Consider the following 14,880-nt stretch of genomic DNA (forward strand, 5'->3'; position numbering starts at 1 on the left):
CAACGAAGAGTCACGGGTCAGAGGCCCCCCGGCATGATAGAACTCGAACAAGAAGATCCGATCCCGCAAGGCGACCTGGCCCTGCAAATCACCGCGCTTCCTCGCGAAACCAACGGCTTTGGCGATATTTTCGGCGGCTGGCTGGTGGCGCAGATGGATTTGGCAGGCACCGCGATGGCCAGCAAGGTCGCTGGCGGGCGCGTTGCCACCGTTGCAATCGACCGCATGGCGTTTCTGGTACCGGTGGCGGTGGGCGCTCAGCTCTCCTTTTATACCCAGGCCCTGGAAATCGGCCGCAGCTCGATCAAGATGATGGTCGAGGTCTGGAGCGACGATCCACTGTCCAGCGAGTGGCGTAAAGTAACCGAAGCGGTGTTTGTGTTCGTGGCCATCGATGGCAGCGGTCGCACCCGTTCGGTTCCACCCCGGGCTCGCTGAAAGAGCTTTTAAACCTGGTAGCCGTTTTGCGGTCGATAGTCGTCCACGTTACTGATCGAGAGCTGTCCCATGAGCACGCCCAATGTTGAAGCCGTAAAACTGGATGAACTGAACTGCTGGCGCATCCGCCACGGTCAGGCCGAATTACTGGTGGCCCAGCAAGGCGCGCACATCCTCAGCTATCAATTGGCCGGCCAGCCGCCGCTGATCTGGCTCAACGACGAGGCCGTGTTCAAGACCGGCAAGAGCATCCGCGCCGGCGTGCCGGTGTGCTGGCCATGGTTCGGCAACTTTGCGCGCAACCCGCAAAGCGTTCAGGCGATGCGCACCAGCAATGAAGCGCCGTCGGCTCACGGCTTCGTGCGAGCGATGGATTGGGAACTGGGCGGCATCGAAGCCGAGGGCGAAAGCCTGAAGGTCGAATTCCTCCTGCCCTACCCTGAAGGCGGCTTTCCCGGCTGGCCGCACCAGGTGGATTTGACGCTGAGCATTCGCCTCGACGAGCAATTGCACATCCACCTGACCAGCCACAACCGGGGCGCTGAAACCGTCAGCATCAGCCAGGCGCTGCACAGTTACTTTGCCGTCAGCGATGTGCGTGAAGTGCATGTCGAAGGCGTGGATGGCTTGAGCTACATCGAAACCCTGGAAGACTGGAAAACCAAGCAACAGTCCGGCGATCTGCGATTTAGCGGCGAAACTGACCGCATCTATCTTAATGTCCCGCCACTGCTGAGCATCGTCGACCCGGCCTGGGAGCGACGCATCGAACTGACCAGCATGGGCTCGCGCACCGCGGTGATCTGGAACCCGTGGATCGACCGCGCCGCCGCGTTCAGCGACATGGCCGACGATGGCTGGCAGCGCATGCTGTGCATCGAGACGGCGAATGTGATGGGTGATGTGGTGAACCTGAAACCAGGTGCTAGCCATACGCTGGGCGTGAGTATCGGCAGCAACTCTCTCTAAGCAACACCACAAAACCAATGTGGGAGCGAGCTTGCTCGCGATAAGGCCATAACATTCAACATTTAAGTTGCCTGTTACACCGCCATCGCGAGCAAGTTCGCTCCCACAGTTTTTTGTGCCAAGCCATCTGGCGGGGCGTTACAAATCCGACTCTTTCACCACCCGTACCTTCTGCGCATCCAGCGCATATGCCGCATCGGCCAGGTCATTGCTGACCTTCTCGACTTTCAGCGTGCCGGTGACCCACAGCGGCGTGTAGATATCATTCAGCTTCAGGCCCTTTGGATAGCGCACCAGCACCAATTGATTGGGAGGCGGAGGCGGTACGTGGATGCAGGCGCCCGGGTATGGCACGAGGAAAAACAACGTGCTGTTCCCCTTGGCGTCGGACTCAAGCGGCACGGGGTAACCGCCAATGCGGATGTTCTTGTCGTTCATCGACGCAACGGTCTTGGTCGAGTACATCACCGCAGGCAAGCCTTTGGCCTGCTTCATTCCACCCTTGTCGGTGAAAGTGCCATTGGCTTCAGGGGAGTTGTGGTCGATTTCAGGCATGGCCTCGAGGGCCTTCTGGTCCGACTTGGGCATCAATTCGAGCCAGTCGGTTTCCGGCAGTTCGCCGGCATGGGCAAGGCCCGAACCCAGTAAAACAAGAGTCAACAAAAGACGGCGCATGAAGGTGCTCGGCAAAGGGAAGAACAGGAAACGCCGAGCATTCTAGCCCTCCCGGCCGGCTTGGCGGAGAGGGCTTTGTCGCCTGGATCAGTTCTTTTTGATCAACCCGTAGATCACCAGCAACACAACGGCGCCCACCAGCGCACCGATGAAACCTGCACCTTGACCAGCCTGATAGATGCCCAGGGCTTGGCCGCCGTAAGTGGCCGCCAGCGAACCGCCGATACCGAGCAGGATCGTCATGATCCAGCCCATGCTGTCATCGCCAGGTTTCAGGAACCGAGCCAGCAGGCCGACAATCAAGCCGATAAAGATGGTTCCGATAATTCCCATGGCATTCTCCTCTCAATGAAGTAGCTATTGGAAAGCCTAGTCAGACTTTCGCAACCTGCCATGAGAGAACGGCGCACCCCGAAGGTTCCACCGTTGCACATAAAAAACTATTCGGCGATCAGTGCTTGCACCTTGAGAATCTGGGCCGCCAGCGTCTCGCGGTCTGCACAACGAAGGTTGGCATGACCGACCTTGCGGCCGACCTTGAACGCCTTGCCATAGTGATGCAGATGGCAATCGGCGATGGTCAGGACCTTCTCGGACTCTGGCACTTTGCCGATGAAGTTGAGCATCGCGCTCTCGCCAACCTTGGCAGTCGAACCCAACGGCAGGCCGGCAACGGCCCGCAGGTGGTTTTCGAACTGGCTGCACTCGGCGCCTTCGGTAGTCCAGTGCCCTGAGTTGTGTACCCGCGGGGCGATTTCGTTGGCCTTGAGGCCACCGTCGACTTCAAAGAACTCGAACGCCATCACACCGACGTAATCCAGTTGCTTGAGCACACGGCTGGAGTAGTCTTCGGCCAGGGCTTGCAGCGGGTGATCGGTGCTGGCCACGGACAACTTGAGAATGCCGCTTTCGTGGGTGTTGTGTACCAGCGGATAGAAGCGGGTTTCACCGTCGCGGGCACGCACGGCGATCAGCGAGACTTCACCGGTGAACGGCACGAAGCCTTCCAGCAGGCAGGCCACGCTGCCCAGTTCGGCAAAGGTGCCAACCACATCTTCTGGCGTGCGCAGGACTTTCTGACCCTTGCCGTCGTAACCCAGGGTACGGGTCTTCAGCACCGCTGGCAGACCGATGGAAGCCACGGCGGCGTCCAGATCAGCCTGGGACTGAATGTCGGCGAACGCCGGGGTAGGAATCCCCAGGTCCTTGAACATGCTCTTCTCGAACCAGCGATCGCGGGCGATACGCAGTGCTTCGGCACTCGGGTAGACCGGGACGAATTGTGACAGGAACGCCACGGTCTCGGCCGGAACACTTTCGAACTCGAAGGTCACCAGATCGACTTCATCGGCCAGCTGACGCAGGTGATCCTGATCGCCGTAATCGGCTCGCAGGTGTTCGCCCAACGCTGCTGCGCAAGCATCCGGCGCCGGGTCCAGGAAAGCGAAGTTCATGCCCAGCGGAGTGCCCGCCAGCGCCAACATGCGGCCCAACTGGCCGCCACCGATTACACCGATCTTCATCGTCAACAACCTCAGGCGATGCGTGGGTCTGGATTTTCCAGGACGCTGTCTGTCTGCTCAGCACGGAAGGTTTTCAGCACCGCGTGGAACTGCGGGTGCTTGGCGCCAAGGATACTCGCCGACAGCAGTGCTGCGTTGATCGCGCCCGCCTTGCCGATGGCCAGGGTGGCGACCGGAATGCCCGCTGGCATCTGCACAATAGAGAGCAGCGAATCAACGCCCGACAGCATAGCGGACTGAACCGGTACGCCAAGCACCGGCAGGTGAGTCTTGGCTGCACACATGCCAGGCAAGTGGGCCGCGCCACCGGCACCGGCGATGATCACCTCGATGCCACGCGCCTCGGCTTCTTCAGCGTACTGGAACAGCAGGTCCGGGGTGCGGTGGGCAGAAACCACTTTCACCTCGTAGGGGATGCCGAGCTTTTCCAGCATATCGGCGGTGTGGCTAAGGGTGGACCAATCGGACTTGGAGCCCATGATCACGCCAACCAGTGCACTCATCGTCGTGCCTCTTCTCTCTGGGCGCCCGCAGGCGCGTCAAAAAACAACAAGCCACGCAGGATGCGTGGCTTGATTGTACGAATTATGGCCGGTCGTAACCGGCCGAAGGCCGCGCAGTATACCTCAAAGAAGCGGATAAACAGCCCCTGTGGCGACCATCTGTCACGCGCTCGAAAAATAGGTATTTCTTGACTATCAAGTCAGTCATTTGACTGCCTGAATGTCGTGAATTTCTTAACTTAGTAGCTCAATACAATTCGCAATTCAATGTGCGGATCTGGTGATCATAAGTTCATTGAAGCTCTCAACAGAAACAATTCAACCCACTTAAAAATTGCGAACATCGCCAGACAACGCAAATATAAAACGGCAAAAAATCATAATTGAACAGGGAGTACAAATATGAAAAAGCCTATTACCATAATAGTTGTCCTTCACAAGGATCTTCAGGAATATCAAAAAAATGATTTATACACCGATTACTTTTCCTGGCTGAAAACAGAGCTTGAATCCATCTCGGAACGCAAGGTCAGATTTTTGATGCACGCTCATCATGAAGTTCCGGAGTTGTCAGGATACAACTACAGAAACGAAGATGGTTCAGCTGCGCTGCGAGGGTGGTGCAACCTGATACGGGACTGGTATACAAAGATATTAAAATATGAAGAAAATGAACCGGGCCTGACGAAAGTCCTCTTGTTGACCCGAAACAATATCAACACAAAGGCAGGGGGTCTCCTCGAATCGATACGCGGGTACGGCCAAGTCAAAGGTCATTGCGCAATTGCGGCGATCACCTCCAAACAAGTCCCAGCACATGAAATAGGCCACATGTTGGGCGCGACACATGAAGACAGTGAAGTCATCTATGACGGCTGGTGGCACGACACGATCATGCTCTCGGACGAATTCTCAGGCGTACGTGGAAACGCTTATCGATACAGTGAAAAAAACAGGGAAAACATTCGCAAACACCTTAGCACTTTTGCGTAAGTTCGTTTCGGTATCGCGCGACCTGAAATCCGCGCATGGCGTGTTTGTGCCATTAACACGCTTACGCTGAATGAACAGTTGCTGCAACTCATGGCCACAGAACTGGCCATGAGTTCCTGGCTCTCAAACAGTAGCACCCGCTACGCCGCTCTCGAGCTTGCGCCACAACAACCGGACATTCGCTTTGCGCACCAGCGCACAGCGGTACAAACGGATCTCCAGCGGCACATGCCATTGCGGACCGCCACACACTACCAGTTCGCCACGCGTCAGCTCGGCACGCACGCTCAACTGCGGAACCCAGGCGATGCCCAGTCCCTCCAGGGCCATGCTTTTCAGGCTGTCGGCCATGGCGGTTTCGTAGATGGTGGTGAAGCGCAGCGCCCGTTGACGCAACAGCATGTTCACCGAACGGCCGAGAAACGCACCGGCGCTGTACGCCAGCAACGGCACACTGCCTTCGCCTTCCAGGTCGAACAGTGGCTTACCGTCGGCGTCGGCGGCGCAGACCGGCAGCATCTCGGTGTGCCCAAGGTGCAGCGAGGGGAAGATTTCCGGGTCCATCTGCATGGCGGCGTCCGGGTCGTAGAACGCCAGCATCAGGTCGCAGCCGCCTTCACGCAATGCATGCACCGCGTCACCGACGTTGGTCGCCACCAGCCGCGTGGCGATATTCAGGCCTTCGTTGCGCAACTGCGCGATCCAGCGCGGAAAGAAACCGAGCGCCAGGGAGTGCGCGGCAGCGACCTGCATCACTTCGCCCTGTCCGCCTTCCAGGTGATGCAGATGGCGCAGCACTTCGCCCAGCTGTTCGACTACGGTGCGCGCGGTGACCAGAAACAATTGCCCTGCCGCCGTCAGCTCCACCGGCGTGCGCGAACGGTTGACCAGGGTCAGCCCCAACGCGGCTTCAAGGCTGCGGATTCGCCGACTGAACGCCGGCTGCGTCACAAAACGCCGCTCGGCGGCCTGGGAGAAACTGCGGGTGGCGGCCAGGGCACTGAAGTCCTCCAGCCATTTGCTTTCCAGATTCATCACGCCCTCCCGGACATGCACCAATTTAGGTCACACGCTCGCCGTCAGGACGGCGTCACACGGGTATTATGCCGAATATGCATAGCCTAGTGTTTAACAGCATTGGCCCAAAACTCTCCACAGGCCTAGCATTCACAACGTTCCGGCACAGACCGGGTCCATATTGAGATGATTTCTATCATGTCCTCCGCTGCATCATTCCGCACAGAAAATGACCTGCTTGGCGCCCTCGAAGTACCGGCTCAAGCGTATTACGGTATCCAGACCCTGCGAGCGGTGAATAATTTCCGCCTTTCGGGCGTTCCGATTTCGCACTACCCGAAACTGGTTGTCGGCCTGGCGATGGTTAAACAGGCCGCCGCTGACGCCAACCGTGAATTGGGTCACCTGAGCGAAGCCAAGCACGCTGCCATCAGCGAAGCCTGTGCACGTTTGATCCGCGGCGACTTCCACGAAGAATTCGTGGTGGACATGATCCAAGGCGGCGCTGGCACTTCGACCAACATGAATGCCAACGAAGTCATCGCCAACATCGCGCTGGAGGCCATGGGTCACCAGAAAGGCGAGTACCAGTACCTGCACCCGAACGATGACGTGAACATGGCGCAGTCGACCAACGACGCGTACCCGACGGCGATCCGTCTGGGCCTGTTGCTCGGTCACGACGCCCTGCTCGCCAGCCTCGACAGCCTGATTCAAGCGTTCGCGGCCAAGGGTGAAGAATTCAACCACGTCCTGAAGATGGGTCGTACCCAGCTGCAAGACGCCGTTCCGATGACCCTGGGTCAGGAATTCCGTGCGTTTGCCACCACCCTGGGTGAAGACCTGGCACGCCTGAAGACCCTGGCTCCGGAAGTGCTGACCGAAGTGAACCTGGGTGGCACCGCGATCGGCACCGGCATCAACGCCGACCCGCGTTACCAGCACCTGGCCGTTCAGCGTCTGGCAGTGATCAGCGGTCAACCGCTGGTACCGGCCGCCGACCTGATCGAAGCCACCTCCGACATGGGCGCCTTCGTGCTGTTCTCCGGCATGCTCAAGCGTACCGCGGTCAAGCTGTCGAAGATCTGCAACGACCTGCGCCTGCTGTCCAGCGGTCCACGCACCGGCATCAACGAGATCAACCTGCCGGCGCGTCAACCAGGCAGTTCGATCATGCCAGGCAAGGTCAACCCGGTTATTCCGGAAGCGGTCAACCAGGTGGCGTTCCAGATCATCGGTAACGACCTGGCCCTGACCATCGCGGCCGAAGGCGGCCAGCTGCAACTGAACGTGATGGAGCCGCTGATCGCCTTCAAGATCTTCGACTCGATCCGCCTGCTGCAACGCGCCATGGACATGCTGCGCGAACACTGCATCGTCGGCATCACCGCCAACGAAGCACGCTGCCGTGAACTGGTCGAGCACTCGATCGGCCTGGTCACCGCGCTGAACCCGTACATCGGCTACAAGAATGCCACCCGCATCGCCGGCCTCGCCCTTGAAAGCGGCCGCGGCGTGCTGGAACTGGTGCGCGAAGAAGGTCTGCTCGACGAAGCCATGCTCGCCGACATCCTGCGCCCGGAAAACATGATTGCTCCGCGCCTGGTGCCTCTGAAGGCATAACCCGACGCGTTACTTGTAGCACCGCTCACCAGGTCGAGGGACTAGACACCTCTCACCTTTTGAGGGCTTGGGGATTTAGTCCCCAGGCCCTTTTTTTTAACTTCTTCGCGGGCAGGACGTTAAATGTTTTGTGTATTTGATACCGCCAAGATCGCAGCCTTCGGCAGCTCCTACATGTTTGACGTACACCTGTAGGAGCTGCCGAAGGCTGCGATCTTTTGATTCTGCAGCACCTCGTTTCGTCGCTTGCACCACTACTGTGCAGACGGGCGCGCCACTGATCGGTATAGTGCCGCCCCTCTTCGCATGAGCGGTCGTCGGTAGCGAGGCCACAACCCATGCGAAACCCGAACTAATAACAAACCCGCGATATGAAACCGGGACGAACGTCGAACCGCCCATTGTGCCGTGCGCCAAGGGGTGTAACTCGATGTGTCTGTCCGGCCAGCATTGTTGCCTACACAAAAAACAGCGAGGAATAATCCATGCTCGAAGTCATTAACGACTTCCTCTCAGGGAAAGTACTGATCGTGCTCATTGTCGGGCTCGGTAGCTACTTCACGATCCGCTCGCGTTTCGTTCAACTGCGTCACTTCTTCCACATGTTCGCGGTGTTCCGCGACAGCCTCAAAAGCAGCGCCGGGCAACTCAGTTCGTTCCAGGCCCTGATGCTCAGCCTCGCCGGCCGCGTCGGTGCGGGCAACATCGCCGGTGTCGGCATTGCCGTGACCCTCGGCGGCCCCGGTGCCGTGTTCTGGATGTGGGTGACCGCGCTGGTCGGCATGTCCAGCAGCTTCTTCGAATGCTCACTCGGCCAGCTCTACAAGCGCTGCGATTCCGAAGGCCAGTTCCGTGGTGGCCCGTCCTATTACATACAGCACGGCCTGCAAAAACGCTGGCTGGGCATGCTGATGGCGTTCCTGCTGCTGGTAACGTTCGGCTTCGCCTTCAACGGCCTGCAAGCCCACGCCGTGACGCACTCGCTGAACAACGCCTTCGGCCTCGACACCACTTACACCGGCATCGGCCTGGCCGTGCTGTTGGGCCTGGTGTTCATCGGGGGGATCAAGCGCATCGCCAAGGTCGCCGACCTGTTGGTGCCGGTGAAAACCCTCGTGTACATCGGCGTGACCCTCTACGTGATCGTGCTGCAGTTCGACCATGTGCCGGGCATGCTGATGACTATCGTCAAGAGCGCCTTTGGTCTGGACCAGGCCTTCGGCGGCCTGATCGGCAGCGCCATCGTCATGGGCGTGAAGCGGGGCGTGTTCGCCAACGAAGCCGGCCTGGGCAGTGCGCCGAACGTAGCGGCTGTCGCGGCGGTCGAGCACCCGGTGGCACAAGGTGTGGTCCAGGCGTTCAGCGTGTTCCTCGATACCTTCGTGATCTGCACCTGCACCGCGCTGCTAATCCTGCTCTCCGGCTTCTACACCCCGGGCTTCGAAGGCGACGGCATTGCCCTGACCCAGAACTCTCTGGCCGCCGTGGTCGGTGACTGGGGCCGGATGTTCATCTCCGTGGCCCTGGCTTTGTTCGTGTTCACCTCGATCCTCTACAACTACTACCTGGGCGAGAACAACCTGCGCTTTTTGATCGGTGAAAACCGCAAGGCGCTGATGGGCTATCGCGCGCTGGTACTGGTGCTGATTTTCTGGGGCGCCATCGAAAACCTCGGCACCGTATTTGCCTTCGCCGACATCACCATGACCATGCTCGCGTTCGTCAACCTGATCGCGCTGTTCCTGCTGTTCAAGGTCGGCATGCGCATCCTGCGTGACTACGATGACCAGCGCGCCGCTGGCATCACCACGCCGGTATTCGATTCGAGCAAATTCCCGGATCTGGATCTGGACCTGAAAGCCTGGCCGGCGAACCCGCCAGCACCCACCGCCAAAGCTGAAGCTGCTCCGACAGGCGTGACCGCAGCGCAACGCTGATCGGTAGAAAACCGGGCGCATCCCCTGCGCCCGACGTGACACAGCTTGCAACCGGCGTCATGCTCGGAAACAAGCTGTCATCATTTTTGGAGAACCTCCCATGAATGCCCCGATCTATCCCGCCGCTCAGCACGTCATGGTGCTCTACACCGGCGGCACCATCGGCATGCAGGCCAGCGCCAACGGCCTGGCCCCGGCATCCGGCTTCGAAGCGCGGATGCGCGACTACCTGCACAGCCAGCCCGAGCTGGTGGTGCCGCAATGGCGCTTTCGTGAAATGTCGCCGCTGATCGACAGCGCCAACATGACCCCGACGTATTGGCAGCAGCTGCGTGAAGCCGTGGTCGATGCGGTGGATGTTCAGGGTTGCGACAGCGTGCTTATCCTGCATGGCACCGACACCCTGGCCTACAGCGCAGCCGCGATGAGTTTCCAGTTGCTCGGCCTGCATGCCCGCGTGTGCTTCACCGGCTCGATGCTGCCAGCTGGCGTGACTGACAGCGACGCCTGGGAAAACCTCGGCGGCGCGCTGGTTGCGCTGGGCCAGGGCCTGGCGCCGGGCGTGCATCTGTACTTCCATGGCGAACTGCTGGGACCGACCCGTTGCGCCAAGGTACGCAGTTTTGGCCGTCATCCGTTCAAGCGACTGGAGCGTCAGGGCGGTGGCGTGAAGGCGACTTCGGTTCCGTCGCAACTGAATTACAACCAGCCCAAACAATTGGCGAGCGTCGCGGTGCTGCCGCTGTTTCCCGGCATCGGCGCCAAAGTGCTGGATGGCTTGCTCGACAGCGGCATTCAGGGCCTGGTGCTGGAGTGCTACGGCAGCGGCACCGGCCCGAGCGACAACCCCGGGTTTCTCGCCAGTCTCGCGCGTGCGCGGGACAACGGCGTGGTCGTGGTAGCCGTCACGCAATGCCACGAAGGCGGGGTTGAACTGGATGTTTATGAAGCCGGCAGTCGCTTGCGCGGTGTGGGCGTGTTGTCCGGTGGCGGCATGACCCGTGAGGCGGCGTTCGGCAAGTTGCATGGGTTGTTGGGTGCGGGGCTTGAAACGGAGGAAGTCCGTCGGCTTGTCGAACTCGACCTGTGCGGCGAACTGAGCTGAATCAACACATAACCCTGTGGGACTCTCACCCGGCATACAACTTGCTGCGCTCCAGCCACCCCAAGGCTGGAAGTCCTCATGCTCCACTCCCACCTCACCACGCTCAACGCCGTCTCCCTGGTACTCGATGCCTTCAAGGCACAAGGCTTGTCCAGCGAAGCGCTGCTGGCCGGAAGCGGCATCAGTGCGGCGGATCTGAACCGTGCCGACACGCGCATCACCACCAATCAGGAAATGCAGGTCTGTGCCAACGCCGTCGCTCTCAAGCGCGACATCGGCCTGGAACTGGGCCGGCGGATGCACGTTTCCTGCTACGGCATGCTCGGTTACGCCCTGCTCACCAGTGCCACCTTCGGTGACGCTTTGCGTCTGGCGATGCGCTACCCGGCGCTGCTGGGAACACTTTTCGAACTGAGCCTGGAGGACGATGGCGAGCGCATTTGGTTCGCCGCCGCCGATTACCGCGAGAGCCCGGCCATGGCGGTGTTCAACGCCGAGTTCTGCCTGGTATCGCTGAAAGTCACCTGTGACGACCTCCTCGGCCATTCCCTGCCCTTGCTCGGCGCACGCTTCGAACATGCCGCGCCCGACTACGAAGCGACCTACGCCGAACACTTCAACTGCCCGGTGCACTTCGACGCGCGGAACAATGCCTTCGCCTTCGACAAGCGCTGGCTCGACCAGCCACTGCCGCTGGCCGATGTCATCACCCATCAAGCCATGGCCGAACGCTGCCGCAAACAGAACATCGAGTTCACCGGGCGTCAGGCCTGGCTGGGACGGATCCGCCAATTGCTCAGCGCGCAACTGAATGCCGCGCCCGGGCTGGAAGGGCTGGCCGAGCAAATGAACTGTTCGGCGCGTACCTTGCGCCGGCATCTCAAGGACATGGGTTGCAGCTATCAGGAACTGCTCGACGAACTGCGCTTCGAGCAGGCCAAGCAAATGCTGTGCGAGGATCAGTTGCCGATCTATCAAATTGCCGAGGCGCTGGGCTTCAGCGAGACCGCGAGCTTTCGCCATGCGTTTGTGCGCTGGAGTGGTGTGGCGCCCAGCCAGTTCCGGCCACACGGATAAACCTGTGGGAGCAAGGGGCGAATTTCGGTCAAATGTTTTGGCCGTATCGATCCCCTTTTGGCCTTTCCTGCCGTTCTCCGATTCGTCGTGCGCCGCAACACTGGGGGCAACCGAATCAGCCCTGCGGAGAACAACAAATGCTGACGATCTACTCTGACGATCACCACCTGCACCATGGCCGCTGTGAACTCATCGACGGCCAGCTCAAGCCGTGCTTCGAGATGCCTTCGCGCGCCGACCACGTGCTGCAACGCGTGCAGAACCAGAACCTTGGCCCAGTCGAAGCGCCAAAGGACTTCGGCCTTGAGCCCATCGCGCGCATCCACAGTCGCGACTACCTCGACTTCTTCAAGGGTGCCTGGACACGCTGGACCGAATTCAACACCGACGGTGACCTGCTGCCCTACACCTGGCCTGCACGCACCTTGCGCCCGATCAAACCCACCAGCCTGCACGGCCAACTCGGCTATTACAGCTTCGACGGCGGCGCCCCGATTACCGCCGGCACCTGGCAAGCGGCGTACAGCGCAGCACAGGTCGCCCTCACCGCCCAAGCGGAAATCCAGCGCGGCGCCCGATCTGCTTTCGCCCTGTGCCGCCCACCGGGACACCACGCCGCCAGCGATTTGATGGGTGGTTATTGCTACCTCAACAACGCCGCCATCGCCGCCCAGGCGTTCCTCGATCAGGGCCACAAAAAAGTTGCGATCCTCGACGTCGATTACCACCACGGCAACGGCACCCAATCGATTTTCTACGAGCGCAGCGACGTGCTGTTCACCTCGATTCACGGCCACCCGGAAGCCGAGTTCCCGTTCTTCCTCGGCTATGAAGATGAACGCGGCGAAGGTGCTGGCGAAGGGTTCAACTTCAACTATCCGTTGGCCGCCGGTTCAGGCTGGGATACTTGGAGCGCAGCGCTGGAACAAGCCTGCAAAGAGATCGAAAGCTACGGTGCCGACATCATCGTCGTGTCCCTGGGTGTCGATACCTTCAAGGACGATCCGATCTCGCAATTCAAACTCGACAGCCCGGATTACCTGGCCATGGGCAAGCGCATCGCAGCGCTCGGCAAACCCACGCTGTTCGTCATGGAAGGCGGCTATGCCGTGGAAGAAATCGGCATCAATGCCGTAAACGTTCTCGAAGGTTTTGAAAGCGCTTAATGAGGAAGTAGAAGAATGAAAAGTCTTAAGCGTTTTATTTTTCCAGCCCTGTGCGCCACGCTGCTCAGCGGCACCGCACACGCGGAAGAGCGGACGTTGCGCGTCTACAACTGGTTCGACTACATCACCCCCAAGGCCCTGGAAGACTTCAAGACCCAGAACGCCCAGACCAAACTGGTCTACGACATCTTCGACACCAATGAAGCACTGGAAGCCAAGCTGCTGACCGGCAACTCCGGATACGACGTGGTGGTGCCGTCCAATGTGTTCCTCGCCAAGCAAATTGAAGCCGGGGTATTCCAGCCCCTGGACCGCAGCAAGCTGCCGAACTGGAACCACCTCGATCCCAAGCTGATGAAGCTGATCGAAGCCAACGACCCAGGCAACAAGTTCGCCGTGCCGTACATGTACGGGACCATCCTGATCGGATTCAACCCGGACAAGGTCAGGGCAGCCCTGGGCGCCGACGCGCCGGTAGACAGCTGGGACCTGATCTTCAAGGAAGAGAACATCAGCAAGCTCAAGCAGTGCGGCGTCGCCCTGCTCGACTCGCCTTCCGAGATTTTGCCGCTGGCCCTGCAACACCTCGGCCTGGACCCCAACAGCAAGAAGCCCGCGGACTACGCCAAGGCTGAAGCACTGCTGATGAAGATCCGTCCGTACATCACTTACTTCCACTCGTCCAAGTACATGGCCGACATTGCCAACGGTGACATCTGTGTCGCAGTCGGTTATTCCGGCAGCTTCTCGCAAGCCGCCAACCGCGCCAAGGAAGCCAAGAACGGTGTTGTTGTCGACATGCGCCTGCCGAAAGAAGGCGCGCCGATCTGGTTCGACATGCTGGCGATTCCGAAAGGGGCGAAAAACCCCGAAGACGCCTACACCTTCATCAACTACCTGCTGCAGCCGCAAGTGATTGCACCGGTCAGTGACTTCGTGGGGTATCCGAACCCGAACAAGGACGCCACGGAACTGGTCGATCCGGCGATTCGCAACAACCCCAACCTGTATCCGACCGACGCGGCGATGGGCACGCTCTACACCCTGCAACCGCTGCCGCGCGATGCCGAACGTGCGCGCACCCGGGCCTGGACCAAGATCAAGTCCGGGACTTGAGATAAGAAAAACCTCCTGCCGTTGCTGGCAGGAGGTTTTATTGTTAGAACTCAGGCCAGGCGATGCAAATTGGCCACCTTGAAAGTTGCTTCAATTTCTTTGTAAGGCGACTCTTCAATCAACTTGACATTGAATGAGCCAGAGAACTCCTGTTGATTACCTTCACCACAAATATGAGCTCGACCAGACTCCGCAGGATATTCCAGATTCGGCTCCCCTGCATTTTCTATCATATAGCCGATGGTGACTTTTCCATCGAGACTGACATCATGCTCTCCGTCACCAAGATCTTCATCCGCCGCCACCGATATATATCGCCGATTATTTCCCTCATTAATGACTCCCACCACAATCTTTACACCAAAACTGATAAATCCTTGAACGTCATCGGCGTTAAAGGCCGCACCATCAATCGTTGCAGTAAAGTGGTCGCCCGTTACCTGCCGCAGGCCCTGGCACCTCGTTGCTTCCAGCGCTGCTTTCAGGCACTTTGCGTGTAAATGTTTCATAGTAATATTCCTTGATGAGTCCAAGCAAAAAAACACCCGAATTCAGGTCATGACTTCATAGAATCGAATGATAAATAAACTTATAAAACGGCAATAAGAATACACAACAGAAATTATCGATTTCGCTTGCGTGCACACTTCCTCCGTTACGCACAAATTATTTATGCGCATTGATGTGCTCGGTCAATCCTGAAAGTGTTTCATATAACTTTGTTACAACTACAACTTC

15 protein-coding genes are annotated in these 14,880 nt (G+C 59.0%); 9 read left to right on the forward strand and 6 right to left on the reverse strand.

Going from position 1 to position 14,880, the window contains the following annotated elements; translation table 11 throughout:
* Window positions 1–33 precede the first annotated feature (33 nt).
* Both ACM6G4_RS09625 and ACM6G4_RS09630 read left to right on the forward strand, forming a co-directional pair.
* Window positions 34–438 carry an acyl-CoA thioesterase gene (locus ACM6G4_RS09625; RefSeq protein ID WP_007942704.1) on the forward strand — a complete coding sequence of 135 codons (405 nt, stop codon included), beginning with the start codon at window positions 34–36 and terminating at the stop codon, window positions 436–438.
* 69 nt (window positions 439–507) lie between these two features.
* Window positions 508–1,407, forward strand: a complete 900-nt coding sequence (locus ACM6G4_RS09630) for a D-hexose-6-phosphate mutarotase (RefSeq protein ID WP_409078194.1) — start codon at window positions 508–510, stop codon at window positions 1,405–1,407.
* A 138-nt stretch (window positions 1,408–1,545) separates the two neighbouring features.
* Here ACM6G4_RS09630 and ACM6G4_RS09635 read toward each other — a convergent pair whose 3' ends face one another.
* The 4 genes from ACM6G4_RS09635 to purE form a co-directional block, all read right to left on the reverse strand.
* Window positions 1,546–2,082: a DUF3299 domain-containing protein gene (locus ACM6G4_RS09635; protein WP_056727029.1), complete on the reverse strand. Its 537-nt coding sequence runs from the start codon at window positions 2,080–2,082 to the stop codon at window positions 1,546–1,548.
* A gap of 87 nt (window positions 2,083–2,169) precedes the next feature.
* Window positions 2,170–2,415: a GlsB/YeaQ/YmgE family stress response membrane protein gene (locus ACM6G4_RS09640; protein WP_008030708.1), complete on the reverse strand. Its 246-nt coding sequence runs from the start codon at window positions 2,413–2,415 to the stop codon at window positions 2,170–2,172.
* 107 nt (window positions 2,416–2,522) lie between these two features.
* Window positions 2,523–3,605 (reverse strand): 5-(carboxyamino)imidazole ribonucleotide synthase, encoded by a 1,083-nt coding sequence (locus ACM6G4_RS09645; RefSeq protein WP_046038894.1) that lies wholly within the window; start codon window positions 3,603–3,605, stop codon window positions 2,523–2,525.
* Between the two features lie 11 nt (window positions 3,606–3,616).
* Window positions 3,617–4,108 (reverse strand): 5-(carboxyamino)imidazole ribonucleotide mutase, encoded by a 492-nt coding sequence (purE, locus tag ACM6G4_RS09650; protein WP_007971731.1) that lies wholly within the window; start codon window positions 4,106–4,108, stop codon window positions 3,617–3,619.
* Window positions 4,109–4,510: 402 nt separating this feature from the next.
* Between purE and ACM6G4_RS09655 the strand changes: the two genes are divergently transcribed.
* A complete protein-coding gene (locus ACM6G4_RS09655) occupies window positions 4,511–5,101 on the forward strand; it encodes a reprolysin-like metallopeptidase (RefSeq protein ID WP_414913557.1) in 591 nt (196 codons plus the stop codon).
* A gap of 123 nt (window positions 5,102–5,224) precedes the next feature.
* On the opposite strand, the gene ACM6G4_RS09660 is transcribed toward ACM6G4_RS09655, so the two are convergent.
* A complete protein-coding gene (locus tag ACM6G4_RS09660) occupies window positions 5,225–6,136 on the reverse strand; it encodes a LysR substrate-binding domain-containing protein (protein ID WP_056726827.1) in 912 nt (303 codons plus the stop codon).
* 180 nt (window positions 6,137–6,316) lie between these two features.
* Between ACM6G4_RS09660 and ACM6G4_RS09665 the strand changes: the two genes are divergently transcribed.
* From ACM6G4_RS09665 to ACM6G4_RS09690, 6 genes are all read left to right on the forward strand, one after another.
* On the forward strand, window positions 6,317–7,741 hold the full coding sequence (locus tag ACM6G4_RS09665) for an aspartate ammonia-lyase (protein ID WP_046038891.1): 1,425 nt from the start codon (window positions 6,317–6,319) through the stop codon (window positions 7,739–7,741).
* A gap of 485 nt (window positions 7,742–8,226) precedes the next feature.
* Entirely contained in the window at window positions 8,227–9,678 is a 1,452-nt protein-coding gene (locus tag ACM6G4_RS09670) for an alanine/glycine:cation symporter family protein (RefSeq protein WP_414913558.1), read from the forward strand.
* Window positions 9,679–9,778: 100 nt separating this feature from the next.
* Entirely contained in the window at window positions 9,779–10,783 is a 1,005-nt protein-coding gene (locus ACM6G4_RS09675) for an asparaginase (RefSeq protein ID WP_414913559.1), read from the forward strand.
* Window positions 10,784–10,861: 78 nt separating this feature from the next.
* Window positions 10,862–11,860, forward strand: coding sequence for an AraC family transcriptional regulator (locus tag ACM6G4_RS09680; protein ID WP_223542662.1), 999 nt, complete (start codon window positions 10,862–10,864; stop codon window positions 11,858–11,860).
* Window positions 11,861–11,997: 137 nt separating this feature from the next.
* Complete coding sequence (locus ACM6G4_RS09685; protein WP_223542663.1) at window positions 11,998–13,026, forward strand: histone deacetylase family protein; 1,029 nt, start codon at window positions 11,998–12,000, stop codon at window positions 13,024–13,026.
* 15 nt (window positions 13,027–13,041) lie between these two features.
* Window positions 13,042–14,142, forward strand: a complete 1,101-nt coding sequence (locus tag ACM6G4_RS09690) for a polyamine ABC transporter substrate-binding protein (RefSeq protein WP_056726822.1) — start codon at window positions 13,042–13,044, stop codon at window positions 14,140–14,142.
* A gap of 50 nt (window positions 14,143–14,192) precedes the next feature.
* On the opposite strand, the gene ACM6G4_RS09695 is transcribed toward ACM6G4_RS09690, so the two are convergent.
* Window positions 14,193–14,651, reverse strand: coding sequence for a hypothetical protein (locus ACM6G4_RS09695; RefSeq protein WP_056726821.1), 459 nt, complete (start codon window positions 14,649–14,651; stop codon window positions 14,193–14,195).
* Window positions 14,652–14,880 lie beyond the last annotated feature (229 nt).

Origin of the sequence: Pseudomonas sp. IT-P258 (assembly GCF_949767825.1) — a bacterium.
In the GTDB taxonomy this organism is placed as follows: domain Bacteria; phylum Pseudomonadota; class Gammaproteobacteria; order Pseudomonadales; family Pseudomonadaceae; genus Aquipseudomonas; species Aquipseudomonas monachiensis.